Consider the following 26,748-nt stretch of genomic DNA (forward strand, 5'->3'; position numbering starts at 1 on the left):
AACTGATGTTACTGGCATATATGCAGAAATATCAAATGTTTGACTTCCTACACCAGATCCAATTAATACATTATTTACATAATAATCAAAGTTCCCATTTGACCATGTTCCAGAAAAACCCTGTGCATTAAATGTTGCAGATACTGATGATTGACATGTTGAAAAATTTGTTAATGTTGCTGACAAACCAGAACCAGCTGTCATTGATGCACTTGTACTATAAGGTAAAGTTTCTGTTTGAGCATTTATTGAAATACTCAAAAGAAAAATAAATAGTAAGTAAAGTTTTTGTTTCATAATTAATTTGATTTAAAATTATAAAACAAAAATAGTCATAGAGTTTATTCTCAATACACGCAAATCTACCTGAATTTAACATTTAATTAAATTTTTTTTTAAGATTCAATGTCTGGAATAAATAAACTATTGTGAATAGCAAAAATGACTAGGCCAACAATATTTTTTGATTCTGTTTTAAAGAGTAAATTATTTCTATGTCCATCAACGGTTCTTGGACTAATAAAGAGTACTTCGCCTATTTCTGTGGAACTTTTTTGTTTGCAAATTAATTGCAGTACTTCGCTTTCTCTTTCGGTTAAAAAAGCTGAATCGAAAAAAGATTTATTTTTTGGTGTATTATTAAGTACATAATCCATAATAGAATCATTATAATAAAAACCATTTTCATATACTAAATTAATGTTTTTAACGATTTCGTCTGGAGAAGCACTTTTGGAAATATAACAAACTGCTCCAACTTCTAACATATTGGAAACAAAAACTTCAGAATTGTAATTTGAAAGTGCAATAATTTTTAAATCTGGAAACTGTGCTGTTAAAAATTTTGTTGCTTCTACTCCATTCAATGAAGGCATTTTAACATCCATTAAAACTATATCTGGTAATTCTTTTATTGATTCAATATAATCTACAAATACAGATCCGTTTTCAAATTCTTCTACTATTTCAAAATTATCTTCTTGTTCAAGAATTGCTTTTACTCCCTTTCGAATTAATGCTTCATCATCAACTAAAACGATTTTTATTTGTTTATTCATCTTTAAAAGTGAATTTAATTTGAAATCCTTTCCCTATTTCAGAATTAATAGAGTAATCTCCTTTTATATTTTGTATTCTATTCTCAACATTAGAAAAACCTAAACCTTTAGTTTTATTTAGTTCTTTACAATTAAATCCAACTCCGTTATCGCTATAAATACAAGTATTAATAGTGTTATTCGTTTTAAAATTTAATTCAATTTTAGAAGCTTTACCGTGCTTAATAGAGTTGTTAATTAATTCTTGAATAATTCTAAATATTTGCAGCTGCAGATTTGTGCCAAAATCCTTAAAAAGAACTTCAGTGTAAATAGTTATATGAACTTCTTTTGTTTTGTTATAATCGTTAATCAATTCATCTAAAGCAGCTTTCAATCCGAATTTTTCTAAAACAGGAGGAAACAAATTATGAGCAATTTTACGTGAAGTATCAATTGTTTTTTTGTTAATTTCAGAAATAGAATTAATAATTTCTATTTTATCCTCTTCTTTTGTTTTATCCGATTTTAATAAATGTAAGTTTAAAGAAATAGCAATCAATTTTGAACTGATATCATCGTGTAAATCTTGTGCTATTCTCTTTCTTTCTTCCTCTTGAACTAGTATTGCTCTTTCTAAAATTTCATTTTGAAATTGAATTTGTAAATCTTTTTTTTCAATTTCTTTGTTAAAAATTTTCTTTCTTGATTGAATCACAAATACTACAATACTTACACATACTAATACTAAAAAAATAATAGTAGTTGTAATTGCGAATAAAAACTCATTGTGGTTAGTCATTTTTCTTAAGTAAATTTAAATATCGCCATTCTTTAAAAATTAGAAATTGATATACTATGAAAAATATAGAATTAAAAACCCAAATATCAATATAAGGCTCTTTCATAAAAACAAGTTCTACGTTTCCTAAAAGAAATATAATACTTGTTGAAAGCATGTACATAGAAACTCCTATTGTGAAGTAAAAATAGTTTTTTTCTTCTCCTAAGTTATTGTATAAATGTATTAAAGTATAAACCAAGGTTACAAAAGAGATAGTGACAATTTCAAATAAGTTAAACTTCCAGTACAGTCCTGGATCATCAAAATATAAATATAAGTTTATTGAAATGAAAATAATAAAAATGGCAACAACCATTTTTTTTAAAATTGATTCTTTAAAAAGTAAATAGAAGAATACGCTTAACAATAGAAACTGAACATTAAAAGCGTAATGAGAAACAAAAATATTTGAATTAGGTTTTAAAAACCCAATAATATTACAGAACAATTCAATTAAAAAATAAAACAATAGATATAAAAATAAAACATTGTAAATTTTATTACCGGTAAATTTATTTTTTGTGAACACATAACATATCACATTAAGTAATAATAGAAAAAGTCCAAATGCACTGATCAAAAAGCCTAAAAAAAATGGATCTTTCATATAAAACTGTGTTATTTTAATAATATAAAAAAAGTGGATTAATATTTTCTAAAAATAGAACTTTATAATTTAAAAAAAAATAGACATCACGTTTTTGCGAAATGGTTTATTGCTTTGACACTCTTAGACGAAAACCAACAGAGAAACTGGACAAAAAAAGTAAAGATTAATCTTTTAAGAGTGACTGTTTTTGGATGAAATATCTTTTATTAAAAGCTGACAACCATATAAACTGTTTTTTACAATTATAACATCTAAAAAAATTAAACTTTGGAAAACTATTTTTTTTTTTACTTCTTGAACTACACTTTGGACAACTCATGTCTAAACTAAAGGGGTTAAAAATATAAACATATTACTTTTTAAATAAAAACACAAAATTCAGAATCACAACTATTATTGTTGCTAAAATTATAAATATTTTATATCTATCTAAAGTTTGCATTTTTAAATATATTTTAGACTAAATTAAAGAATTGTAAAGCAGGTTTATAAAAAATGGTGTGAAACGCTAAAGTTTGTATGTAAAACAAAAAAAGCCAGCAAATTGCTGGCTTTTTTTGTTAGCAGAAATAAATAAGTATTCCTACTAAAAATAAGAGGATATAAATTAAAAGCAATAAAATCTCTAATTTTTTATCTTCTGAAAACTTCATTATTGTTTTACAATTTTATAAGTATTTAAACTCCCTTTTTGGTTTGTTACTGTTAACAAATAAATACCGTTAGCATAATTAGATAAATCTAGATTCGACATACCAATTGATACGTTTTTAGAAAGTACTTTTTTACCAATCATATCATAAACCTCAACAGCACTATCTTCTTCTGAAACAATAGTAAAAATTCCGTTTGAAGGATTTGGATAAATTGTCACTTTATTTTCTGTAATAAAATCATCTGTGCCCAATACTGAAGGACAAGTAATCTGTACAAGAACATTTCTATTTGTTGTATCTCCTAATCCTAATTGACCTGCCCAATTATTTCCAGTTGCCCAAATTTCTCCAGCAATATTAAGTGCTGATAAAAAAGCATCTCCTCCAGTAATTGCGTACCAGTTAGTTAAAACTCCTACTTGAGTTGGTATTAATCTATTAGTTGAATCTCCAAAACCAAGTTGTCCAGAATTATTTCTTCCCCAAGTCCATAAGGTTCCATTATCTTTAATAACCATACTATGAGAATTTGCTGTTGCAATTTTGTCCCAATCTGAAGCCGTTCCTACTTGAGTAAATATATTTAATGAACTTGTACTATTTTGGCCTAATTGACCATATGTACCATTTCCAGTAGACCAAAGCGTACCATTTGTTTTAATAGCTAAAGTAAATGCACCTAATCCACCATAAATTTTTTCCCAATTTGTATCTGTTCCAATTTGAACAAAACTCTGTCTGAGAGTATTATCTCCTATTCCTAATTGTCCATCAATATTAGCTCCAGTCCCCCATAATGTACCATTGGTTTTTATAGCAAATGCCCCCTGACCTGTTCCTACAACATAATTCCAATTAGTATCTGTACCAACTTGAGTTGGAACCAATCTTTGAGTAGTGTCCCCTAAACCTAATTGTCCTTCATTATTATAACCCCAAGTCCATAATGTACCGTTTGTTTTAATAGCTAAAGAATTATTTGTACCACAATGTATTTTATTCCAATCTGTACTTGTACCTATTTGAACAGGAGTGTTTCTTGCTGATGTATCCCCTAAACCTAAGTGTCCATTACTATTTCTACCCCATGCCCAAAGGGTACCGTCTTCTTTTAAAGCAATTACATGTCTATCACCACTTGAAAGGTCTTTCCAATTATTTGCTGTACCAACTTGTGTTGGAGTATTTCTATTGGTAGCATCCCCTAAACCCAATTGAGATTCAGCGTTAAAACCCCAAGACCATAACGTACCATTATTAGCAATAGCATACATTTGATTTCCACCTCTAAAAATATTTTTCCAACATCCAGTTATAGTTGCATTTACTGTTACTACAATTGCAACTCTTGCACTTTCACAACCATTTGCGTTTGTACTAGAAACCCAATAAGAAGTGTTTCCAGGGCTTACTGTAGTTGGTGTAGGAGCGGTTGTAGCACCTGTCCCACCAGTAGCAGAAGTATACCACAATAAACCTGAACCATTAGTACCTGTTATAGCTGTTAAAGCAGAAGCCGTGTCTCCTTGATTATATACAACAGGTGTAGTAACTACAGCAGGACTTGGCACAATAGAACCTGTTGCTACAGGAGAACCTGCTAGCCAGTTAGATGTTGTTCCATTTAATGCAAAATTAGTTAAAGTTCCATTATTTGCATTAATAGAAGAATCTGTTAAAGCAGTAAGACCTGAATTATTTTCGGCATCATTACCTTGATTGAATTTATAGTAAGTAACCAAGCCTGGTTCACTTCCCTGTAACTCACAATTTGCTCTATTTTGAATTTCTGATTGTGTTAAAGCAACATTCCATACTCTTAACTCATCTATACTACCATTAAAAAATTGGTCTGTTGTAGCATTTGTATAAGCGCCAATATTTAATGTTTGAGTTGACACTACATGATTTACAGTACCTGTACTAGCAATTGTACCATCTATATATAATGTAACATTATTTGATCCATTTCCATTTCTAACAACGGCAACATGATGCCAATTGTTATCATTTATTGAAATGATTGATTCTACTTTTAAAAACGAACCAAGTGATTGATTCCATTCTCCATAAGTAAGTTTGTTTTGGTCTAATTTAAATTCTGCTGTAAAAGCATTAGTTGGATGAGCCCATCCGATTATTTGCTCTTGTCCAAATGATGAAGTTTTCACCATAGCTTCTATTGACATGGTTTCTGGTCTTTCATAATGTGTTAATGCTACATAATCATCTGAACCATCAAAATTTAAGTGAGTTGCAGGACTTGAAACCGGAGAGCTACCTAACCAGTTTGAAGCACTACCTGTTAATGCAAAGTTGATAAGTGTTCCGTTATTTGCATTTGATGAAGAATCCGTTAACGAAGTTACACCAGCATTATTACCAGCAGCAATTCCATGGTTAAATTTATAATAACGTAACAACCCTGTTTGTGGAAGAATTAACTCTAAAGATTTATTATTATTAATTTCAGTTTGTGTTCTAACAGTACTCCATATACGCACTTCATCTATACTACCTCTAAAAGCTTCATCAGGAGCACCTGCTAAAGAAAAACCTAACACAAAAGAGTTTGTTAAAGTTGCGAAGCTACTTCCTGTAACACCAGTGGTTGTAGCTTGAAGAATTCCATTTATATAAATTTTAATAGTACTTCCATCCCAAACTCCTGCAACGTGTGTCCATGTATTTAAAACAACTGAACTAGCTGCTGAAACTTCTTTATTCCCAATACCATCATTCATAATGAATTTATAAGAAGTTCCATCTCTTCTTAATAAAAACTGTAACTGACCATTATCAGTTGGGTATGCATAGTTACCGACAATACAACCATTATAAGCTGTTAATTGAGTAGGATACACCCAAGCTTCAACCGTTATTGTATTTAAAGGGTCAATTTCAGCACTTAATGAATTTCCAAGATTCACTTGGTCATTAGTACCATCGAAGTTCAACACTTTTCCTACCTGTCCGTAAGATAAAAATTGGCATAAAAACACCATTGTAAATAAGTAAAATTTTAGTTTCATAAAAATATTTTATAGTTTATGAATCAAAAGTATTATTTACATTAATGACCTTTAAAAAAATGGTGTGGAATGCAAAAGTATGTATGTGAAAGAGCTTTATAATTGAAAATCATAATTCCTTGAAGAAGGAATTTCATAATTTTCAATGAATAATAAAGTACTTGTTTTTTTAGTAACTTTTGTTTTGTTGAGAACAAAAGAGCGGTGTACACGAACAAAATTAGAATTGTTTAGTTCTTTTAAAAAACCGTCTAATGAGTTACGAATTGAATATTTACTTGTTGTAGTTTGGATATCAATATAGTTATTATCGCTTTTTATAAATAAAATATCTTCCAAATTAAGTCGAACTAAGTCAAAACTATCTTTTATAGTTATAGTGTTAGTTTTAAGTTTTGCAGCTAATAATTGTATTGATACTACTAAATCCAGTTCTTTAATAGGTTTTGTGAGGTAACTATGTGGATTACCTTGTAAGGCTTTATTAATTGTAACTTGGTCGTTTTGCGCAGTTAAAAATATTATTTGTTGTTCTTTAAATTCATTTTGAGACAAAGTTATTCCTTCATTTTGTCCTGCTAAGTTAATATCCATTAGCACAATATCTGGCTGAAATGCATATAGCTTTTTAATTGCTTCTTCTGGAGAATTAGCTTGTTGAATATTTGTAAAATTCGCTTCCTCTAAAATTTCTTGAATATAATCTGCAATAAAAATTTCGTCTTCTACAATTAGTAATTTTATAGGCATATTTAATTATTTATATGTTTTTTACAAACGAAAAATGAAAACCATTATTCGCTTCAATAGTATATTCTACTTTTAATTGACGACATAGTTTATCAATTAACTTTAATTTAATATCATTTTTAAAACCAATACCATTATCAGAATAATTAAAATATAATTGATTGTTTTCAACACTTACTTGAATACTTGTTTCTTTATACTCTTGGTTTTTAAAAGCATACTTTAATGAATTTATACTTAATTCGGTAAATAACAAACCTAAATACATTGCCATATCTACAGAGACATATGTTTTTTGAATATTAAATTTATTTATAATATTATTATCTGTAAAGGTTTCATAAAAATTAACTTGTAAATCCTTTAGATAAGTATCTAATTCAATCATTCTCTTATCTGTACTATTATATAAGTGCCTATGCAATGAAGCAATAGAATCAACCTTTGTTAATATTTTTTTAATTTGAACATTATTCTCGGAAGTTGCTTTTTTTAATTCCTCATTAATTAAAATAATAATTAATTGTAAATTATTATTAATACGATGATGTGCCTCACTTAATAAGAACTCATTTTCGTCTGATAATAAACTAAGTTGTTTATTTGATTTTTTTTCTCTTCTAAAAAAATAAGTTAATGTAATTATTCCTATAATTGTTAAAAGAAAAATAATCAAAATCAACCAGAATTTTTTAGAACTATTTTCAATTTCTAAGTTTTGAATTTTTATTTTATTTTCATTTTCTTGAATTTGTTTTTCTTTCTTTTCTAATTCGAACTTTCTTTCTAATGCGGTGAGCTTAAAATATGATTGCTGATCATTTAGTTCTTGTGAATATTGATACGCTTTATCAAAAGCTAAATAGGCTTCTTCTAGTCTATTAGTAAATCTATAATAATCTTTTATTTTTAAAAAAAGATAGAATTTCTGTCTAATATTTGATCCCTCTTCAACTTTAGGTACTAATTTTTCTAATATTTGTAAAGCTGTTTTATTGTCCTTTTTAAATCGGGAATATAGTGTTGCCAAATTGAATGAAATATCGATTTGAGGATTTAGCAATTGATGCTGTTCAGCATATTTTAGAGCGGTTTCATATTTAGCAAATGCTTTGTTTTTATCACCTCTGTAATCTTCAATTTGTGCAATTTCATTTAAAGTATAGGCAATAACTTCTTTATTTTTAATTTGTTTTTCAAGATCTAAAATTTGTATCCCAATATTATCAATTAATTTAATTGTGTCTTTATTATTATAATGATATTGATTAAATATTGCCAACTTTCTGTTTAAAGCATAAGCAACTATATCCTTATTGTAAATTTGATTGAATTGAAACTGATTTATTTTTTTGATATTAAAATCAGCGTCCACTTTTTTATTATTAAATCTATAAAACTCAACTTTTGAAGCTATCGTTAATAATAGACTATCGGAAATTTTTCTTTTTATATAATCACGTTCAACAACATTATAATAGTATAAACTAGAATCTGCTATATCTTTATTTTTTAAAATAGAAGCGTATAAAAGATAATACTTTGACTTGTTTGTTTTTGTTTTTTTTATAGCTTTTTGAATTTGTAAAGTAGCTTCTTCTAATTGATTATCTTTTAGATATTTTTTTGCAGTATCATATTCTGCTTCTTGAGAAAGAGCAGAAAAAGAGATTAAGAAAAAAAGAAAGATTATTTTTTTCATTTAAAACAAACTGAAAATATAACTTTATAAAACTATTTTAATTTTTGTAAGTAACAAAAATAAGTTTTAAATATGTATCAAATGAAAAATTGGTGCGAAACACAAAATTTTGTATGTAAACCTGTTTTTTAAAAGATTGACATTCCTGTTTTTGTTGTAAATAATTCTAAAGCATGCATGCCTAACTCAGAATTTCCTTTTTCATTTAATCTAGGATTCCAAGTTGCGATTGTGAATTTTTTTGGAAACAAAGCTACTATTCCTCCTCCTATTCCACTTTTGCCTGGCAAACCTACTTTATAGGTAAACTCTCCTGATTCGTCATAAAAACCACAGGTTTGCATAATAGCATTTAATCTTTTGGTTTGGCTTTCCGTTAAAATTTGTGTTCCATCTTTTGTTTTTCCTGCATTAGCAAAAAAGTAAAAAGACTGTGCTAATTCATTACAAGTCATTTCAACAGAACATTGATGAAAATAAAAGTCAAGAACTTGATCTACATCATTGTCAATATTACCAAACGATTTTAAAAAATTAGCTAAAGCTCTATTTCTAAAACCTGTATCTTTTTCCGATTGTGCTACTTTTGGGTTATAATCTAGAGTATCGCTACCAGAAATAGTTCTTAAGAATTGTATAAAATCTTCTTTTGGATTTTTATAATTAGAGACAATCATGTCTGCTATAACAATTGCACCTGCATTTATAAAAGGATTTCTAGGAATTCCTTTTTCGTATTCTAATTGTACCAATGAATTAAATGGATCGCCAGAAGGTTCAACATCTACTCGTTCCCAAACTTTCTCTCCTAACTTTGAAAATGCCATTGCTAAAGTTAATGGCTTGGAAACACTTTGAATAGAGAATCGTTCATTACTATCTCCTACTCCAAAATTTTCACCTTCTAAAGTTGTTAAATGAATACCAAATTTTGAAGGATTAATTTTTGATAATTCTGGTATTGAATTAGAAACTATACCTTCTAAATTCATAGCAAGAACTTCAGTATACACTTCGTTTATAATAGTTTGGAAATTCATTTATAAAATAATTAAGTTTTAAGTTTTTTCTTTCGAGCAGCTGGAAATAGTACATTATTTAAAATTAATCGATAACCTGGCGAGTTAGGATGCAAATCTAAAACGGTAGGCGCATCTCCAACTCTATGTTGGTAATCTTCAGGGTCGTGACCCCCATAAAAAGTAAACATTCCTTTTCCTTTTGTTCCGTGGATATAACGAGCTTCACCGTTTATTTTATTTTCACCTAATAATAAAACACTCGTTTTTATTTTATCTGAAGCAAAAGCAGTTGTTTGTCCCATAAATCCTTTTACTAATTGTGTGTGATTTTGACATAACATTGTAGGAATTGGGTCCCATTTTGCAGAAAAATCCATTAAAGAAAAATAATCTTGTTCCATTTTTATTATTCCCTTTTGCCGATCATTTGTTGTGTCAATATCTGAAAACTCATAAACCATCGGATTCCTTTCCAAATTAAAATCTTTAAAAGCAAATGAATTTCTATAATCAATTAGCGCTTGATAATTAGCATCACTATCATCACCATCAAACATTGGTTCGCAAATATCAAGCCCTTCAGCTGCCAGTGCAATATCAAAACTATCAGTTGCAGAACACATGGCAAACATAAAACCACCACCAATAACGTAATCTCTAATTTTTAAGGCAACCGCTAATTTTTCTTCAGAAACCTTATTATATCCTAATTTTTTAGCTAAAATTTCAGCATCTCTTTTTTGTTCGATGTACCAAGGTGCATTTCTGTATGCTCCAAAAAATTTTCCGTATTGTCCTGTAAAATCTTCATGATGTAAATGCAACCAATCGTATAAAATTAATTGGTCTGAAAGCACTTCTTCGTCATAAATCTCTGTATACGGTATTTCGGCATATGTTAAAACCATTGTTACCGCATCGTCCCAAGGTTGATTACCTTTTGGAGTATATACTGCAATTTTAGGTGCTTTTTCTAAAACTACAACTTCCATATTTTGAGAAGGACTACTTATTTCTTCTAAAATAGTATTCATTTTACTGTCTGAAAACACTTCAAATGTTACACCCCTTATTTGACATTCGTTCCTAACTTCTTGAGTATCTGGCAAAAGAAAAGAACCTCCTCTATAATTCAATAACCAACTTACTTTATATTGTTTTTCTAAAGCCCAATACGTTATTCCGTAAGCTTTTAAATGGTTTTGTTGCCCTTCTGCCTCCATAGGAAGCAAAACAAAAGAAGCAAAACCAAATGTTTGAAAAAATAGAGTTAATACTATTGTATAAATTATCGTTTTCATATTCTAAATTATTAAATCGAAGATAAGTCTTTTAAGAAGAATATTCAAATGAGTTTAACATACCCCGTATAAATACCTGATTATATAATACAGAAGTTGTACTCTAAAAAAACCATAAACATATATATACATTTGGATAACTATAAAAAAGCATAAAATGAATGAAAGTTTCTCTAATACTAAAGAAATGAAAATCTACAAGAAAATAGGTGTTTGTTTGTTAATTATAACTTTAGTTATGTATGTGTATCTTGTTGTTGAATTATTTAAAACTTAATAAATCTACATAGAATCATCTTCTATTGTCATTATTTTATTTTGAATAGCATATACAACTAATCCAGCCACATTTCTTGATTGGGTTTTCAATAGTAAATTATTTCGATGTCCTTCTACAGTTCTTGGGCTAATAAATAATTTTTCAGCAATTTCTGGTGTACTAAATTGTTTGCATATTAATTCTAAAACTTCTTTCTCTCTGGCCGTTAAAAAATCATCATCTAAAATACTTTTTGTGTTTTTAGTTGCCGAAATAATATTTTTATGAATGACTTTCATAACCGTTTCATTATAATAAAAGCCTTTGTTAGCAACTTCCTTTATTGTATTTAGCATTTCTTGAGGAGTAGCATTTTTTACTAAATAAGAAGATGCACCAACATTAATCATATTTGCAATAAATGATTCTGTGTTATAACTTGTTAAAGCAATAATGTTGATATTTGGGTATTCGCTGTGGATTAGCTTAGTCGCTTCTACTCCATTTAAAAAAGGCATTTTTAAATCCATTAGAATAATATCAGGATACACTTCACAGGTTTTAAGGTAATCGACTAATTCTTGTCCGTTTGAAGCTTCATATTGTACTTTAATATTAGCTTCTCTTTGTAATAAAAAAACCAACCCTTTTCTAAAAAGTTCTTCGTCATCAGCTAAAACAATCTTAATTAATTCTGACATGTTTAAAATTTAATTATTATTGTAGTTCCACTATTTATTATAGAAGAAATATTAATAGATGCGTTTAGATAATCAACTCTACTTTCAATATTTTTAATGCCTATTCCCTTTCTTACTCTCTCATCATTTACATCAAAACCAACACCATCATCGGTAAAAGTAAGATTTTTTGTGCAATTTTCGTCTTTTATTTCAATTATAACATTTTTAGCTAACCCATGACGTACTGCATTATTAAGTAGTTCTTGTAATATTCTAAAAATATGCAATTGATTGTCAAATGAAAATTCATCAAAGTTAGATGTATTCTCATAAATTACATGAACTACTTTTGTAGTGTTATATTCAGCCACTAACTCTTCAATTCCAGAATGAAGTCCGAATTTTTCTAATACTGGAGGCAATAAATCATGTGCAATTCTTCTTGAATTTTCTAATGCGTTTTGTGTAAATTCAATAATGTTATCGGTAATCTGCGTTAATTCAACATCAGATAAGTTAGGCGTTTTTAACAAATAACTATTTAATGAAACCACATTAAGTTTTGAACTAATATCGTCGTGTAAATCTTGTGCAATTCTTTTACGCTCTTCTTCTTGAGTAAAAATAACCGTGTGAAGTAAGCTTTTTTGGTAGTTTATTTCTAAATCTTTTTTAGCCAACTCTTGCTGTATAATTTTTTTCCTAGAATAGTAAAAAAACACTATCAAAATTAAAAACATAGAAAGAAAAGCCAATAGTATAAAAAATACGGCTTTAATTAATTCATTATTTTCTATACTAATTGCTCTCATTTTTATTAAAGTAAATTAATTTCCATTGGTAAAAGAAAAACCCAAACTTAATATATTGTAATACTATATTTAATGACAGAAGATTGCTTGTAAATGCACTATATTTTTCAAACATCATAAGCAATTCATAAAGTAAAAAAATAACGGTACTCCCGAATAAATAAAACAACAAACCGATATTAACATAATAAAACTCTGTTTTTTTTCCAAGATGATTGTATAAATGCATGGTTGCATATATTATAATTGGGATAGTTGTTAAATATGTTTCTAATAAACTGTATTCAAAAAACATTTGAGGATTTAAAACATAACGTATCAAAAGAAAAGCTGGAAGAATAATTAATAAAAGATAAACGGTATAGAGTTGTTTTTTTGTATTCAATAAATTCCCATAAAAATAACTTAATAGCACAAACTGCAATAAATCGTAAAAATGAGCTGTGAATATATTATAAACACCAAACCAATCCCATAAATGAGCAGATATAAAATCTATAGCCAAAATTACAGTTAAGTATATCGTAAAAATTCTATAGGCTTTTCCTTGTTTAGAAAAGCCTATAAAATAAAGCAAACATAATATTGCTGAAGTAATATGTAAATAATTTAATGCTGTTTCCAACTATTCGAGAATTAATAAAGGGCCTTGATCTACATCACAAAAAGGCGGACAAGGTGATGATCTGTCTGTAAGAATATGAGTATCATCAATTAAATCTTTCCCATCAGCATCTACACCCACGAAAATTAATTTTTCAGCTCCATTTTCATCTTTTCCTAAATAAGCACGTACCGAAACCACATCGCTAGGAGCCATTACATCTAATAATGCTTCTTTTGCAATTAAATGAGCTTTTGCAGATTCTTGTCTTGCAGTATTTCTCCAAGTTTTAATGTATGCAACTGCTTGTTCTAAAGTAATTCTAAAATCTGACATAAAATTATAAGGTTAAGGTTAATAATTATTTAAAAATAGAATATTAATCTTACATATTAAAATTTTAATATGAAATTAGGTATAAATACGGTGTTTAATTTTATTAAACAAATACCTACAAACTTTAACATTTTTTACAAAATTCCTGTAAATGCAATTTAGTTTATAAATATATTTTTGGAACTAAACTAAAACTAACACATCCATGATTAAAAAAGACAATTTTAAATTAAAAAAATATCTATTTCTTTTTACAATAATTATTTCTATGCAATCTTGTAAAAAAGAAAAAGCTGAATTGATTTCTATTAAACCAATGGAGTTCCCAACAAATATTGATATTAATGATTTTAAATTTCCAGAAGATTCAACCACAATATACAAATGGTTAAGTGAAAAAGATACTGTAAATATTACTAAACATGCCTGGGGAATATGGGCAGGTTTAACAGAACCTACAGGACAAAAATATAATGGTGAGGAATTATTGGTTTATGAAACTTGGTTTGGCGTTAAAGAACTAGCTGAAATGTCTGCTAATGGAGATGTAGATGGTGGTTGTAAAACAGTAAAAAAAGAAAGAACCGAATTAAAAAAACCGAATCAATTTATACATTCTCAATTACATTCAAGTAATAAAGGGGTTATTGATACAACGTTCCAAGTTTTTGAGACAGTTACGTACAATCCAAGTGCAGCTTGCTTTGCAACTAATAACCTTATTTTTAATCAATCAACACTTGATAAATATAAGGTAAAAGACAAAATTGGAGTTATTCCATCGTTTCCTGCTTCAGCAATTACAACAAAACCAACTTATTTTGCAGGAAACCCAAGTAAAGATGGATTAATAAGAGTTCCAACTTGGCCTGGTATTCCAACACCTGCAAAAAATTTCGGAACTAAGTTGTGGAACTTATATGTGTATGCAGATATAAATAACAAACAACCTAAAAACAAAAAAATAATTCCAGTAAGCTCTGAAAATCCATCTGAAAAAGAGATTAATGATGCCACTTGTAATTTAAGTGAGTTTATTAATTATAAAATTGATGCAAAAGGAGCAAAATTCTTAAACGAGCATCAAGATAAAGGAAGCAGTAATTTTAAGGCTGGAGATTTTGTTTTATTGGTTGCAATGCATGTTGGAACTAAAGAAATCAGTAATTGGACATGGCAAACTTTCTTCTGGAGTCATAATCCGGATAGTCCATTTGCTCCAAGTTCGCAATTTGAAGCCAATTTACGTCCAAAAACACTAAAAGGAGCTGCGAAAAATTATGCTGTTTCTACAGCTTATGCAATGGTATGGCCAAATCAACCAATTTCTGGAGGAACTAATACAGGAGCAAGTCCAATTATTGCTTTTAATCCCTATTTGGAGGCAGGATTGGGTAATATCCCATTTAAAAATAATCTAAATGCAGACTATAAATATGGAGTTCAAACAAATTGTATGACATGTCATGCGCTTGCTACTCAAAGTGGTACTGTTGGCTATTCAACAGATCAATACATAAGTATGAAAGACACTACATATTTTAAAAACCAAGTGCAATTAGATTTTGCTTGGTCTATACAAGGAAACATAAATAAAACGAAATAACTTAAATAATTAAAAACTAACACTAAAAAATTATTATGGAAGAATACATGGGAATGATTAAAATATTTGCAGGAACATTTGCCCCTAGAGGATATATGTATTGTGCAGGACAGTTATTATCAATAGCTCAATACTCTGCTTTATATTCTATTATAGGAACTAATTATGGTGGAGACGGAAGATCTACTTTTGCATTACCCGATTTAAGAAGTAGAGTTCCTGTAGGAGGAGGTATGGGTACTGGAACAGGATTACCAAACGTTAAAACTGGCGATATAGGTGGTGAAGTTACACATACATTAACTATAAATGAAATACCAAGTCACAATCACTCATTAGTTGTAAACAATGAAAATGCAACACAAACAGCTGCAACATCAGGAGTATCAATTGCAACACCTGGAGCTTCAACTGGTAGAGATTTCACTGCAACGTTAGGATATAATAGTGCTGCACCAAATATTCCTTTAAGTACATCATCTATAGCTAACAACGGTGGAGGTTTACCTCATAATAATATGCAACCATATCTAGGTATTAGTTATATTATATGCATTGAAGGTCTGTTTCCTCCAAGAAGTTAAATAAATAACGCCTCTTTAGATAAATTTAAAGAGGCGTTTCATGTTAAAAAAACAAATGCTTTTATTGACTTTACGAGTATTATTCATCCATGAAAAAATTAAATATGAAAAAATTCTACTTTATTTTAATTCTAGTTTCACAGTTCATTTTTTGTCAAACCACCGAAACATTTGAAACGGAAACTCCTGGCTCAACTTCTTTTACTGACAATGGACAAGTTTTCAATATAACAACACAAGCAAGAGGGCCGTTTGATATATATTATCATGCCACAGCTTATGGTTGGAACGGAACTGCAAATGACAACTACTATATAGATAATTCATCTTTTTGTAATGGTGCTGGGTTACCAGGTTTTACTATTTCCTCTGCAGGCGCAACCTCATTTAGATTAAAAAGCTTTTATATTTATTTAGCTCTTTGTAACTCTGCTACTCTTACAAATACAGGTACAATGACTGTTACTGGAAAATTAGGTGGAATAGTTAAATACACAGCTACTTTAGCTTCTGGAGTTAGCAACATGAGTTATGTTTTTCAAAACGGTTTTACTCGAATTGATTTATCAACTTTCGGAGGAAACGACAATTCAAATATTAATATTGATGAATTTGTTATTTCAACCACTGGAAATTATGAATATTTAGCATTAGATGCTATGGAATGGGATATTGCTGCGCTTGGAATAGATAGCTTCGAAAACGCATCTGCATTATTAATATACCCAAACCCTACAGATGGTGTATTTAAAATTAATTCTAATTTTGACGGAGATTTCCTTATAGTTAATCAAATTGGTCAAACTGTTAAAACTTTTAAAGTGAGTTCTAATGTTGAAAACGAAATCAATATTGAAGAATTAACTAATGGAATTTATTATATAATTGGTAAAGATGAAACGAAAACTTTATCAAAAAAGTTAATTGTAAGAAAATAAATAATATTAATTCATTAAAAGGTAAAAGCAGTAATCTGTTTTTACCTTTTTTTTGAACTATTATATTTTAAAACGGAACATCAGAGTCATTATCAAAATCATTCATATTACTACCAAAGGCTTCATTTGGCGAAGGTAAATTTGGTGTTATAAATGGATTAGAATCATCTAAATTCATTTTAGAAGGTAAATCATCAAATGTATTTCCAAAAGTATCAAGATTGTCAAACTTACCAAGATTACCAACAAATTTTAATCTTATACTATCTAAGCCACCATTACGATGCTTAGCCACAATAAATTCAGCTTGTCCTTGAGTTGGCGAATGTTCATCATCATCCCATTCATCAATTTTATAATATTCTGGACGATAAATAAATGATACAATATCTGCATCTTGTTCAATTGCACCCGATTCACGAAGGTCAGACAGTAAAGGTCTTTTACTAGAACCACGCGTTTCTACAGCACGAGACAATTGTGAAAGTGCAATTACCGGAATCCCTAATTCTTTTGCTAGTGCTTTTAAATTTCGAGAAATTGTTGAAATTTCTTGCTCTCTATTTCCTCCGCCTTTTCCATTTCCACCTGCAGTCATCAATTGCAAATAATCTACAACAATAAGTTTTATACCGTGTTGTGAAGCTAAACGTCTTGCTTTTGCACGTAAATCAAAAATTGAAAGCGATGGTGAATCATCAATAAAAAGAGGTGCTTTTTCTAAATCTTTTACTTTTATTGAAAGTTGTTCCCATTCATGCTTTTCAAGTTTACCCGTTCTTAATTTTTCTGAAGACAAACCTGTTTCAGAAGAAATTAAACGTGTAATTAACTGTACAGATGACATCTCTAATGAGAAAAAAGCAACTGGTTTACCATAATCTATAGCCATATTACGAGCCATAGAAAGTGTAAATGCCGTTTTACCCATACCAGGACGAGCAGCAATAATAATTAAATCGGAAGGCTGCCAGCCTGAAGTTAGTTTGTCTAAATCATGAAAACCTGTTGGGATTCCACTTAAACCTTCTTTACCCGCAATTTCTTCAATACGCTTTTTGGCTTGTATTACTAAACTTTGCGCCGTTTCAGAGCTACGTTTAATATTACCTTGAGTTACTTCGTATAATTTTGATTCAGCTTTATCTAATAAATCAAATACATCTGTTGATTCATCGTAAGATTCTTCAATAATTTCGTTTGAAATTTTTATTAAACTTCTTTGAATGTATTTTTGAAGAATAATTCTTGAGTGAAACTCAATATGGGCAGAAGATGATATTTTTTGTGTTAACTGTATAAGGTAAAAATCACCTCCAGCTAAATCTAACTTTGCATCTTTTTTTAACTGAGCAGAAACAGTTAATAAGTCAATTGGCTGTGTATCGTTGAAAAGTGTAACAATTGCTTCAAAAATATGCTTATGTGCATCTTTATAAAAAGCATCTGGTTGTAATATATCAATTACTTCATCCACACCTTTTTTATCAATCATCATTGCACCCAAAACTGCCTCCTCAAGATCTATTGCTTGTGGGGGCAACTTCCCTTTTTCAAGATTTATTATAGTTGCTTTATCTGCTTTAAAGGCACTAAAGTTTTTGATGTTTTCCATTGTGCTAAGGTAATTATTTTAAATAAAGAACACACTAAAATTGTAAGCACAGCTATGTTAAAAAACTGTTGATAACTAGAACTTTTGTGTTAATAACCAAAAAAAAATCCGAAACGGTAAGGCTTCGGACTTTACTCTTTATAAAATAGGCTTATTCATTAAACTCACCCATATTGCTATACTTGTCCATTCTTTTAGCAATTAAATCTTTTGTTGATAATTTATTTAATTCATTAAAAGATTTGGTGATATATTCTTCCACAGTTTTAAATGTAGTTTCTCTATCATGATGAGCACCTCCTAATGGCTCAGGAATAATATCATCAATCAAGTTTTGTTTTTTCATGTCAATTGCGGTAAGTTTTAAAGCTTCAGCTGCCTGTTCTTTAAACTCCCAACTACGCCATAAAATTGACGAACAAGATTCTGGTGAAATAACAGAATACCAAGTGTTTTCTAACATGAAAACTTTATCTCCAATTCCTATTCCTAAAGCTCCACCTGAAGCTCCTTCTCCAACTATCACAGAAATAATAGGCACTTGAAGACGAAACATTTCAAAAATATTTCTAGCAATTGCTTCTCCTTGTCCTCTTTCTTCAGCTTCTAAACCTGGATAAGCTCCTGGAGTATCTATTAGAGTAATAACAGGAATTCCGAATTTTTCAGCCATTTTCATTAAACGAAGTGCTTTTCTATATCCTTCAGGATTTGCCATACCAAAATTACGGTACTGTCTCGTTTTAGTATTATATCCTTTTTGTTGACCTATAAGCATAAACGATTGACCGTTTATCTTTCCTAAACCACCAATCATGGCTTTGTCGTCTTTTACACCTCTATCTCCAAAAAGCTCTAAAAAAGTACCTTTACATAATGCCTTAACATAGTCTAAAGTATATGGACGATCTGGATGTCTTGACAATTGTACTCGTTGCCAAGCTGTAAGATTCTTGTATATATTTTTTTTAGTCTCTTTTAATTTTTTCTCAATTTGCTTACATGTTGCAGTAACATCTACGTCAGATTCTTCTCCAATTACTTGACATTTGTCTAATTGATCTTCTAACTCTTTTATAGGAAGTTCAAAATCTAAATATTCCATAGGAAATGTTTGTTTTTAGTTTCGTTTGTAAACACAAAGATAAAATTTTCAACCAATATACCTTGTACTAACTCTGAATTGTTTCTTCTTTTTTATATTTCTTTATTATACCATTTAAAATAACGGTTAATAGTATAATTAAGGCTCCAACATAGAACATTGGATTCATGTGTTCAGAGTCTTTAAAAATTAAAAGCGCAAGAATAATACCGTAAATAGGCTCAAGGTTAATCGTCAACATAACAGTATACGGACTTAAATACTTCATAACTTTTACAGAGGCTATAAATGCATAAGCTGTACATACAGAGGCTAACAAAAGCAACCAACCAAAATCTTCCATTGATAAGTTGAAAAATTCAGCAGTAAATCCACCTGAAAAAAGCAAATAGACACTCAGGAATCCTACTCCGCCAACTAATTCGTAAAATGAAATTACTGAAGGCATGTATACCTTAGTATACTTAGCATTAATTACTGTGAAAAGTGCTGATAAAAAAGCAGAGGTTAAAGCCAGAATTATTCCTAAAATATAATCTACTTCTACATTAAATATAATGTACAACCCACCAATTACAATTAGACCAAAAAGCACTTCATACCAAACCACTTTTTTGCCAAAAAGTAATGGTTCTAAAATAGATGTAAAAAAGGCACCAGTAGACAAACAAGCCAGTGTAACTGAAACATTAGAAACTTTTATGGCTTTAAAAAACGTAAGCCAATGCAACGCAATGACCAAACCTGCAAATAAGAAAGCAAACAAAGTTTTTCTTGGTATTTTAAGGTCTATTTTTTTTAATTTTATATATATCAATATGAATATGACTGCAATAGACATTCGCCACCAAACTAACGGCAGTGCATCTAAAGAAATCAATGCACCTAAAATTGCGGTAAAACCCCAAATAAATACTATAAAATGGAGTAATAAATAACTTTTAAAATTATCGTTTTGCATTTCTAAGGAGGTAAATTGCTAATATTCCAAAAACAAAATTAGGAATCCAAACTGCTATAAACGGGTGAAAAGCTGATTTTTCGGCAAGTGTGCCAAATACTTTATCAAAGAATATAAATGTAAACGCAATACAAATCCCTATTGCTAAATTAACCCCCATTCCACCACGTCTTTTCATTGATGAAACAGCTACCGCTATTAAGGTCAATATAAATGCAGAAATAGGTAAACTGAATTTTTTATAAAAAACGACTAAGTAAGTATTAATGTTTGCGTTTCCTTTTTTTCTTTCTTTATCAATAAAAGAATATAAATCTCCTATAGACATAGTTTCTGCAACATATACCACTGGAGTCAAATCATCTGGCTCAAAATTAAAAACTAAAGTTTTCTTATCACTAGACTCTAGGATATCATTTGTAACACCAATAGTTCTTTTTGTATAATTATGTAGCGTATATTTTTTTGATTTTTCATTATATTTAATTCTATTAGAATTAATTTTATAAACCAACTTATTGTCTTTAAATTTTTCAAAAGTAAAATTAAAACCTGTTTTAGACATATAATTATAATTACTTACATAAATATATTCATCTGTATCAATTTGTCTAAAAATATCAGAAGTTTCTCTTGTTTGACTATTTCCTTTTAAATTTTTATATCTAAAATCGTTAAAACCTTTACTTGCAGATGGAACTAAGAAAAACCCCATCATTAAAGCAAATAACGAAACTAATGTTGCCCCAATAAAGAATGGTCTTAAAAATCTATTAAAGGAAATACCTGAACTTAAAATAGCAATTATTTCAGTATTATTTGCAAGCTTAGAAGTAAACAAAATAACTGATAAAAATAAAAATATAGGAAATAATAAATTGGCAAAATATATTGTAAAATCTACATAGTAAATTAATATTTCAGAAAGAGCAATTTTTTTCTCAATCATTTTATTCACCTTTTCAGACACATCAATTACTATTCCAATTGGAATAAACATTAACAACATCACTGAAAAAGTACCTAAGTATCTTTTAAGAATATATTTATCTATTATTTTCATTTTCAAAATTAAAATTTACAATCTATTGTCCATTTGAATAACCATTTTGTCTTTCCATGCTCTAAAAGTACCTGCTATAATTTGACGTCTAGCTTCGCGAACTAACCACATATAAAAACCTAGATTGTGAATCGTTGCAATTTGTTTTCCAAGATACTCATTCGCAACAAATAAATGACGTAAATAGGCTTTTGAATATTCTAAATCAACCCAAGTATGTCCCATTTCATCAACTGGAGAAAAATCATCTTCCCATTTTTTATTCTTAATATTAATAGAACCATAAGCAGTAAATAACATTCCGTTTCTTGCGTTACGCGTTGGCATTACACAATCAAACATATCAATTCCTAAAGCAATATTTTCTAAAATATTAATTGGCGTACCTACTCCCATTAAATAACGAGGTTTATCTTCTGGTAAAATAGCAGTAACCACTTCTGTCATTGCATACATCTCCTCTGCAGGTTCTCCAACAGAAAGACCTCCAATTGCATTTCCAACAGCTCCTGCATTTGCAATATATTCTGCTGATTGTGCTCTTAAATCTTTATAAGTACTTCCTTGAACAATTGGAAAAAATGATTGCTCATAACCGTATTTAAAAGGTAAATTATCTAAATGACTAATACATCTATCCAACCAACGATGCGTCATGTGCATTGAACGCTTTGCATATCTATAATCACAAGGGTAAGGAGTACATTCATCAAATGCCATGATAATATCGGCACCAATTGTACGTTGAATTTCCATTACATTTTCGGGAGTAAAAACATGATAAGAACCGTCAATATGACTCTTAAACTTCACACCTTCTTCTTTAATCTTTCTATTTGAAGACAAAGAATAGACTTGATAACCACCAGAATCGGTTAAAATATTGCGATCCCAATTCATAAATTTATGCAAACCTCCTGCCTTCTCAAGAATATCTGTTTTAGGTCTTAAATATAAATGATAGGTGTTACCTAAAATAACATCAGGATTAATATCATCTCTTAACTCCCTTTGGTGCACTCCTTTAACTGACGCCACTGTACCAACTGGCATAAATATAGGTGTTTCTATAGTTCCGTGATCTGTAGTTAGAGTAGCTGCTCTCGCTTTACTTTTTGGGTCTTTTTTTATTAAATCGAACTTCATATCTGTTTTTTACAAACGCAAATATAAATCAATTAGACAACTTGCGTATAAGAACATTCGAAATTTTAGAATTGTTTTATGATTTACCATTATCAACAAAATATTAATCAAAAGAGGATAACTTCCTCAGAAAAGGTTTGTTGAAAGAAAAATTTAAAAGTATTTTTGCGTAAACTATTTTATTTCAATGAAACCAAACACACAACATTTACAAGATTTAACAATCCAAGTTAGAAGAGATATTCTTCGAATGGTACACGCAGTAAATTCAGGACACCCAGGAGGTTCTCTGGGATGTACAGAATTTTTAGTTACATTATATCAAAATTTAATGACTAGAAAAGAAGGATTTGATATGGACGGAATAGGCGAAGATTTGTTCTTCCTTTCTAACGGACATATTTCTCCAGTTTTTTATAGCGTACTTGCAAGAAGTGGTTATTTTCCAGTTTCGGAGTTAGCTACATTCCGTTTAATCAATTCAAGATTACAAGGTCACCCTACAACTCACGATAATTTACCAGGAGTTAGGATTGCATCTGGTTCACTTGGACAAGGTTTATCAGTTGGAATTGGAGCAGCACAGGCTAAAAAATTAAACAATGACAATCATTTAATTTACACACTTCACGGTGATGGCGAATTACAAGAAGGGCAAAACTGGGAAGCAATCATGTATGCATCTGCAAAAAAAGTAGATAATCTTATTGCAACTATTGACCTTAATGGCAAACAAATTGATGGAACAACAGATGAAGTTTTAGCAATGGGAAGTCTTCGTGCTAAATTTGAAGCTTTTGACTGGGATGTTCTTGAAATTAAAGAAGGAAATAATATTGAAGCCATTTTGGCTGGTATGAATGACGCAAAAGCAAGAACTGGAAAAGGAAAACCAGTTTGCGTTCTTTTATATACTGAAATGGGTAATGGAGTAGATTTTATGATGCACACACATGCTTGGCATGGAAAAGCACCTAATGATGAGCAATTAGCTAATGCATTAGACCAAAACAAATCTACTTTAAGTGATTATTAATCCTTTTCAACAAAATTAAAATGAAAAAATACACAAATACAGGAAGTAAAGATACTCGTTCGGGCTTTGGTGCCGGAATGACTGAACTTGGACAAAAAAATAAAAATGTAGTAGCACTTTGTGCTGATTTAATTGGTTCGTTAAAATTTGACGATTTCAAAAAAAATCATCCAGAACGTTTCTTTCAAATTGGTATTGCAGAAGCAAACATGATTGGAATTGCTGCCGGATTAACTATTGGTGGAAAAATTCCTTTTACAGGAACTTTTGCCAACTTTTCAACAGGTAGAGTTTACGATCAAATTCGTCAATCGGTTGCCTATTCTGAAAAAAATGTAAAAATTTGTGCTTCACATGCAGGTTTAACTCTTGGAGAAGATGGAGCAACGCATCAAATATTAGAAGATATTGGATTGATGAAAATGTTGCCTGGAATGACCGTAATCAACACTTGTGATTATAACCAAACAAAAGCAGCAACATTAGCATTAGCAGATCATCATGGACCAGCATATTTACGTTTTGGACGTCCTGTTGTACCTAACTTTATGCCAGCTGACGAAAAATTCGTAATTGGAAAAGCAATTCTTTTATCTGAAGGTACTGATGTAACTATTGTAGCAACCGGACATTTAGTATGGGAAGCTCTAATTGCTGCTGAAGCTTTAGAAGCAAAAGGAATCTCTGCTGAAGTTATCAACATTCATACTATCAAACCATTAGACGATGAAGCAATATTAAAATCAGTAGCTAAAACTGGTTGTGTAGTTACTGCAGAAGAACATAATTTCTTAGGTGGACTTGGAGAAAGCGTTTCAAGAGTATTAGCTTTAAACAATCCTACACCGCAAGAATTTGTTGCTGTTAACGATAGTTTTGGTGAATCTGGAACTCCTGGTCAATTAATGGATAAATACAAATTAAACAATCAAGCTATTGTTGAAGCAGTAGAAAAAGTATTGAAAAGAAAGTAATTCTTTACAGTTTATTATAAATAAAAAATCCCGATTTCATAGAAATCGGGATTTTTTATTATGCTCACTATTTAATTATTGACAACTAGCGTCTAAATGTTTTCTTAATCGGGTTGATGTTGTGAAATCACCTGAACAACTTGGTATTCCTTTAGTTTCATCTACATAAGGAGTCATTGCATCATCAGTAGCTAATCCGTAGTATGGATAATATCTTTTTACACTTAATGGATCTGAAGGATGTATATATTCAATTTCCGTTTTAGTTAAAACACCATCATTATCGTCATCTACATCTAAATAATCTGGCAAACCATCACCATCAGTATCAACAGGTTCTACACTAAAATCAATTCCACCGTATTCATTTTTTGATAAAATTTTATCCCTATCATGATCTCTAAATCTTTTATCATATAGTTTGAAATTAAAAATTAAAGGAGAATATGAAGGAATATTTCCAACAGATTGATTGAAATACCCTAAGCCAGAAGGAATAAACATAACTCCTGCACCATAATCATTAAAAGTTATAGTTCCATCAGGGTTATCTGTGTAAGTACCTGTTTTAAATTCAGGAATAATTTCTCCCCATCCTCTAATTACATCTTCCAACTGAAACCAAACAGGGTCTGTTTTTTGATCAAAAACATTAGTAATATCAGAAGGTACAATTCCCTTATATGCTATAAATGCTGAATCAACTCTTGTAGGAGCTTCTCCTAAACCTTCTCTTAGTTTCAAATAATAAACAGTATATGTAATATCATGTTTTACAACAGGTTTCGATTGTAGTTCTGTCATACTTGAAATAGGCATTTGAGAACCACCATCTGGAATTAACTCAAAAGTGGTATTATAATTAGCATCTACAGTTACAAAATGAGTATCTAAGAAATCTTCTATTTCAGCAATATCTTCCAAATAAACCTCTTCATAATCTCTTGGAGGAGGAATAGTAGCATCATCTGTATTAGGACAAGCTACTAAGAACGTAGCAAGAACTACAAAGCAAAGGGCTTTATAAATATTTTTCATTTTCAAAGTAATTTTGGCGCAAGATACAATTTTCGTTTATTTTTGTATAAATATTAACATTGATTTTTGAAAATTGTATGAGAGTTGATAAATTTTTATGGTGCACACGTTATTACAAAACAAGAAGCATCGCAACCGAAGCTATTAAAAAAGGGCACGTTACCATTAATGGACAACAAGCAAAGCCTTCTAGAGAGGTATTTGCTACCGATAAAATTACATTGCGCAAAGACCAAATCAATTATAAAATAACGGTCTTAGATGTACCTCTAAATAGAGTTGGCGCTAAATTAGTTGATATGTATAGAAAAGATGAAACTCCTAAAGAAGAGTTTGAAAGATTTGAATTACTAAAATTAGCCAAAGAACACTATAGGTCTAAAGGAGACGGACGACCTACTAAAAAAGAACGAAGAGACATAGATGAATACAAAAATGATAACTTGACGGAAGATGAAGTTGAATAGTAATTATTGGGAAAATAGATACCAAAACAACGAAATTGGTTGGGATACAGGAGAAATAACAACTCCTTTAAAAGAATATATTGATCAATTGAACAATAAAAAAATTAAGATATTAATTCCCGGTGCTGGAAATGGATATGAATTTGATTACTTAATCCACAATGGCTTCAAGAATGTTTTTGTTGTTGATTTAGCTCCTACTCCACTAAAAAACATAGAACAAAGAAATCCTGATTTTAAGGATAATCTAATTCAATCTGATTTTTTTGAATTGGATCAAAAGTTTGATTTAATTCTCGAACAAACATTTTTTTGTGCTTTGGATCCTGCTTTAAGATTAAATTACGCAATTAAAACAAATGAATTACTGAATTCAAATGGTAAAATAGCAGGTCTACTGTTTGATTTCCCATTAACTGAAGACGGACCTCCTTTTGGTGGCTCAATTGAAGAATATAAAACTTTATTTTCAAAAGCATTTAAATTAAAAACGTTAGAAAAAGCACATAATTCAATAAAACCACGCGCAAATAAAGAACTCTTTTTTATATTTGAGAAAAAATAACA

At 29.7% G+C, this 26,748-nt stretch carries 26 protein-coding genes; 7 read left to right on the forward strand and 19 right to left on the reverse strand.

Annotated features, from left to right (window positions below; translation table 11 throughout):
• The 13 genes from UXY25_RS01940 to UXY25_RS02000 form a co-directional block, all read right to left on the reverse strand.
• Positions 1-297: hypothetical protein (locus UXY25_RS01940; protein WP_320814316.1), on the reverse strand; the 297-nt coding region annotated here is incomplete at its 3' end.
• Between the two features lie 98 nt (positions 298-395).
• Positions 396-1,058 (reverse strand): response regulator transcription factor, encoded by a 663-nt coding sequence (locus UXY25_RS01945; RefSeq protein ID WP_320814317.1) that lies wholly within the window; start codon positions 1,056-1,058, stop codon positions 396-398.
• Positions 1,051-1,839, reverse strand: a complete 789-nt coding sequence (locus tag UXY25_RS01950; RefSeq protein ID WP_320814318.1) for a sensor histidine kinase — start codon at positions 1,837-1,839, stop codon at positions 1,051-1,053. Before UXY25_RS01950 ends, UXY25_RS01945 begins: the two co-directional genes overlap by 8 nt.
• Entirely contained in the window at positions 1,832-2,197 is a 366-nt protein-coding gene (locus UXY25_RS01955; RefSeq protein ID WP_320814319.1) for a hypothetical protein, read from the reverse strand. The genes UXY25_RS01950 and UXY25_RS01955 overlap by 8 nt, the downstream gene beginning before the upstream one ends.
• A gap of 946 nt (positions 2,198-3,143) precedes the next feature.
• Positions 3,144-6,179 (reverse strand): LamG-like jellyroll fold domain-containing protein, encoded by a 3,036-nt coding sequence (locus UXY25_RS01960; RefSeq protein WP_320814320.1) that lies wholly within the window; start codon positions 6,177-6,179, stop codon positions 3,144-3,146.
• Positions 6,180-6,275: 96 nt separating this feature from the next.
• Positions 6,276-6,929, reverse strand: coding sequence for a response regulator transcription factor (locus UXY25_RS01965; protein WP_320814321.1), 654 nt, complete (start codon positions 6,927-6,929; stop codon positions 6,276-6,278).
• Positions 6,930-6,939: 10 nt separating this feature from the next.
• On the reverse strand, positions 6,940-8,631 hold the full coding sequence (locus tag UXY25_RS01970; RefSeq protein WP_320814322.1) for a sensor histidine kinase: 1,692 nt from the start codon (positions 8,629-8,631) through the stop codon (positions 6,940-6,942).
• A gap of 128 nt (positions 8,632-8,759) precedes the next feature.
• Positions 8,760-9,671: a glutaminase gene (locus UXY25_RS01975; protein WP_320814323.1), complete on the reverse strand. Its 912-nt coding sequence runs from the start codon at positions 9,669-9,671 to the stop codon at positions 8,760-8,762.
• Between the two features lie 11 nt (positions 9,672-9,682).
• The gene (locus UXY25_RS01980; protein WP_320814324.1) at positions 9,683-10,954 is read right to left on the reverse strand and encodes an asparagine synthetase B; all 1,272 of its coding nucleotides are present in this window, start codon (positions 10,952-10,954) and stop codon (positions 9,683-9,685) included.
• 282 nt (positions 10,955-11,236) lie between these two features.
• On the reverse strand, positions 11,237-11,914 hold the full coding sequence (locus tag UXY25_RS01985; RefSeq protein ID WP_320814325.1) for a response regulator transcription factor: 678 nt from the start codon (positions 11,912-11,914) through the stop codon (positions 11,237-11,239).
• Between the two features lie 2 nt (positions 11,915-11,916).
• A complete protein-coding gene (locus tag UXY25_RS01990) occupies positions 11,917-12,708 on the reverse strand; it encodes a sensor histidine kinase (protein WP_320814326.1) in 792 nt (263 codons plus the stop codon).
• Positions 12,695-13,213: a hypothetical protein gene (locus UXY25_RS01995; protein ID WP_320814327.1), complete on the reverse strand. Its 519-nt coding sequence runs from the start codon at positions 13,211-13,213 to the stop codon at positions 12,695-12,697. The genes UXY25_RS01990 and UXY25_RS01995 overlap by 14 nt, the downstream gene beginning before the upstream one ends.
• Positions 13,214-13,333: 120 nt before the next feature.
• Positions 13,334-13,648, reverse strand: a complete 315-nt coding sequence (locus UXY25_RS02000; RefSeq protein ID WP_320814328.1) for a hypothetical protein — start codon at positions 13,646-13,648, stop codon at positions 13,334-13,336.
• A 205-nt stretch (positions 13,649-13,853) separates the two neighbouring features.
• Between UXY25_RS02000 and UXY25_RS02005 the strand changes: the two genes are divergently transcribed.
• From UXY25_RS02005 to UXY25_RS02015, 3 genes are all read left to right on the forward strand, one after another.
• A complete protein-coding gene (locus tag UXY25_RS02005; RefSeq protein WP_320814329.1) occupies positions 13,854-15,254 on the forward strand; it encodes a hypothetical protein in 1,401 nt (466 codons plus the stop codon).
• A 35-nt stretch (positions 15,255-15,289) separates the two neighbouring features.
• Positions 15,290-15,838 (forward strand): phage tail protein, encoded by a 549-nt coding sequence (locus tag UXY25_RS02010; RefSeq protein WP_320814330.1) that lies wholly within the window; start codon positions 15,290-15,292, stop codon positions 15,836-15,838.
• Between the two features lie 104 nt (positions 15,839-15,942).
• Positions 15,943-16,776 (forward strand): T9SS type A sorting domain-containing protein, encoded by an 834-nt coding sequence (locus UXY25_RS02015; RefSeq protein ID WP_320814331.1) that lies wholly within the window; start codon positions 15,943-15,945, stop codon positions 16,774-16,776.
• Positions 16,777-16,843: 67 nt separating this feature from the next.
• On the opposite strand, the gene dnaB is transcribed toward UXY25_RS02015, so the two are convergent.
• The 5 genes from dnaB to tgt all read right to left on the reverse strand — a co-directional run bounded on the left by dnaB (position 16,844) and on the right by tgt (position 22,666).
• Complete coding sequence (gene dnaB / locus UXY25_RS02020) at positions 16,844-18,391, reverse strand: replicative DNA helicase (RefSeq protein ID WP_320814332.1); 1,548 nt, start codon at positions 18,389-18,391, stop codon at positions 16,844-16,846.
• Positions 18,392-18,542: 151 nt separating this feature from the next.
• Positions 18,543-19,496 carry an acetyl-CoA carboxylase carboxyltransferase subunit alpha gene (locus UXY25_RS02025; RefSeq protein ID WP_320814333.1) on the reverse strand — a complete coding sequence of 318 codons (954 nt, stop codon included), beginning with the start codon at positions 19,494-19,496 and terminating at the stop codon, positions 18,543-18,545.
• A gap of 67 nt (positions 19,497-19,563) precedes the next feature.
• The gene (locus UXY25_RS02030; RefSeq protein ID WP_320814334.1) at positions 19,564-20,457 is read right to left on the reverse strand and encodes a DMT family transporter; all 894 of its coding nucleotides are present in this window, start codon (positions 20,455-20,457) and stop codon (positions 19,564-19,566) included.
• Positions 20,444-21,520: an LptF/LptG family permease gene (locus UXY25_RS02035; RefSeq protein WP_320814335.1), complete on the reverse strand. Its 1,077-nt coding sequence runs from the start codon at positions 21,518-21,520 to the stop codon at positions 20,444-20,446. Before UXY25_RS02035 ends, UXY25_RS02030 begins: the two co-directional genes overlap by 14 nt.
• 15 nt (positions 21,521-21,535) lie before the next feature.
• Positions 21,536-22,666, reverse strand: a complete 1,131-nt coding sequence (gene tgt / locus UXY25_RS02040; RefSeq protein ID WP_320814336.1) for a tRNA guanosine(34) transglycosylase Tgt — start codon at positions 22,664-22,666, stop codon at positions 21,536-21,538.
• Positions 22,667-22,853: 187 nt separating this feature from the next.
• Here tgt and UXY25_RS02045 point away from each other — a divergent pair, with 187 nt between their 5' ends.
• Together UXY25_RS02045 and UXY25_RS02050 are read left to right on the forward strand one after the other, a co-directional pair.
• Positions 22,854-23,702, forward strand: a complete 849-nt coding sequence (locus tag UXY25_RS02045; protein ID WP_320814337.1) for a transketolase — start codon at positions 22,854-22,856, stop codon at positions 23,700-23,702.
• A 20-nt stretch (positions 23,703-23,722) separates the two neighbouring features.
• Positions 23,723-24,676 carry a transketolase family protein gene (locus tag UXY25_RS02050; protein WP_320814338.1) on the forward strand — a complete coding sequence of 318 codons (954 nt, stop codon included), beginning with the start codon at positions 23,723-23,725 and terminating at the stop codon, positions 24,674-24,676.
• A gap of 75 nt (positions 24,677-24,751) precedes the next feature.
• On the opposite strand, the gene UXY25_RS02055 is transcribed toward UXY25_RS02050, so the two are convergent.
• Positions 24,752-25,714: an FKBP-type peptidylprolyl isomerase gene (locus UXY25_RS02055; protein ID WP_320814339.1), complete on the reverse strand. Its 963-nt coding sequence runs from the start codon at positions 25,712-25,714 to the stop codon at positions 24,752-24,754.
• 77 nt (positions 25,715-25,791) lie between these two features.
• Here UXY25_RS02055 and UXY25_RS02060 point away from each other — a divergent pair, with 77 nt between their 5' ends.
• Positions 25,792-26,181 (forward strand): RNA-binding S4 domain-containing protein, encoded by a 390-nt coding sequence (locus tag UXY25_RS02060; protein WP_320814340.1) that lies wholly within the window; start codon positions 25,792-25,794, stop codon positions 26,179-26,181.
• On the forward strand, positions 26,168-26,746 hold the full coding sequence (locus UXY25_RS02065) for a methyltransferase domain-containing protein (RefSeq protein ID WP_320814341.1): 579 nt from the start codon (positions 26,168-26,170) through the stop codon (positions 26,744-26,746). The genes UXY25_RS02060 and UXY25_RS02065 overlap by 14 nt, the downstream gene beginning before the upstream one ends.
• The last annotated feature ends 2 nt before the right edge of the window (positions 26,747-26,748 follow it).

Origin of the sequence: Flavobacterium sp. (genome assembly GCF_034111225.1) — a bacterium.
Classification (GTDB): domain Bacteria; phylum Bacteroidota; class Bacteroidia; order Flavobacteriales; family Flavobacteriaceae; genus Flavobacterium.

Excerpts from the sequence above, each read along its gene's own strand:
- UXY25_RS02015 (WP_320814331.1), top strand. The coding sequence starts at position 15,943 with ATGAAAAAATTCTACTTTATTTTAATTCTAGTTTCACAGTTCATTTTT.
- dnaB (WP_320814332.1), bottom strand. The coding sequence starts at position 18,391 with ATGGAAAACATCAAAAACTTTAGTGCCTTTAAAGCAGATAAAGCAACT.
- UXY25_RS01975 (WP_320814323.1), bottom strand. The coding sequence starts at position 9,671 with ATGAATTTCCAAACTATTATAAACGAAGTGTATACTGAAGTTCTTGCT.
- UXY25_RS01955 (WP_320814319.1), bottom strand. The coding sequence starts at position 2,197 with ATGGTTGTTGCCATTTTTATTATTTTCATTTCAATAAACTTATATTTA.
- UXY25_RS02065 (WP_320814341.1), top strand. The coding sequence starts at position 26,168 with ATGAAGTTGAATAGTAATTATTGGGAAAATAGATACCAAAACAACGAA.
- UXY25_RS01945 (WP_320814317.1), bottom strand. The coding sequence starts at position 1,058 with ATGAATAAACAAATAAAAATCGTTTTAGTTGATGATGAAGCATTAATT.
- UXY25_RS01950 (WP_320814318.1), bottom strand. The coding sequence starts at position 1,839 with ATGACTAACCACAATGAGTTTTTATTCGCAATTACAACTACTATTATT.
- UXY25_RS02035 (WP_320814335.1), bottom strand. The coding sequence starts at position 21,520 with ATGAAAATAATAGATAAATATATTCTTAAAAGATACTTAGGTACTTTT.
- UXY25_RS02000 (WP_320814328.1), bottom strand. The coding sequence starts at position 13,648 with ATGTCAGATTTTAGAATTACTTTAGAACAAGCAGTTGCATACATTAAA.
- UXY25_RS01960 (WP_320814320.1), bottom strand. The coding sequence starts at position 6,179 with ATGAAACTAAAATTTTACTTATTTACAATGGTGTTTTTATGCCAATTT.
- UXY25_RS02050 (WP_320814338.1), top strand. The coding sequence starts at position 23,723 with ATGAAAAAATACACAAATACAGGAAGTAAAGATACTCGTTCGGGCTTT.
- UXY25_RS02005 (WP_320814329.1), top strand. The coding sequence starts at position 13,854 with ATGATTAAAAAAGACAATTTTAAATTAAAAAAATATCTATTTCTTTTT.
- UXY25_RS01985 (WP_320814325.1), bottom strand. The coding sequence starts at position 11,914 with ATGTCAGAATTAATTAAGATTGTTTTAGCTGATGACGAAGAACTTTTT.
- UXY25_RS01970 (WP_320814322.1), bottom strand. The coding sequence starts at position 8,631 with ATGAAAAAAATAATCTTTCTTTTTTTCTTAATCTCTTTTTCTGCTCTT.
- UXY25_RS01965 (WP_320814321.1), bottom strand. The coding sequence starts at position 6,929 with ATGCCTATAAAATTACTAATTGTAGAAGACGAAATTTTTATTGCAGAT.
- UXY25_RS02045 (WP_320814337.1), top strand. The coding sequence starts at position 22,854 with ATGAAACCAAACACACAACATTTACAAGATTTAACAATCCAAGTTAGA.
- tgt (WP_320814336.1), bottom strand. The coding sequence starts at position 22,666 with ATGAAGTTCGATTTAATAAAAAAAGACCCAAAAAGTAAAGCGAGAGCA.
- UXY25_RS01980 (WP_320814324.1), bottom strand. The coding sequence starts at position 10,954 with ATGAAAACGATAATTTATACAATAGTATTAACTCTATTTTTTCAAACA.
- UXY25_RS02025 (WP_320814333.1), bottom strand. The coding sequence starts at position 19,496 with ATGGAATATTTAGATTTTGAACTTCCTATAAAAGAGTTAGAAGATCAA.
- UXY25_RS01990 (WP_320814326.1), bottom strand. The coding sequence starts at position 12,708 with ATGAGAGCAATTAGTATAGAAAATAATGAATTAATTAAAGCCGTATTT.
- UXY25_RS02010 (WP_320814330.1), top strand. The coding sequence starts at position 15,290 with ATGGAAGAATACATGGGAATGATTAAAATATTTGCAGGAACATTTGCC.
- UXY25_RS02055 (WP_320814339.1), bottom strand. The coding sequence starts at position 25,714 with ATGAAAAATATTTATAAAGCCCTTTGCTTTGTAGTTCTTGCTACGTTC.
- UXY25_RS02030 (WP_320814334.1), bottom strand. The coding sequence starts at position 20,457 with ATGCAAAACGATAATTTTAAAAGTTATTTATTACTCCATTTTATAGTA.
- UXY25_RS02060 (WP_320814340.1), top strand. The coding sequence starts at position 25,792 with ATGAGAGTTGATAAATTTTTATGGTGCACACGTTATTACAAAACAAGA.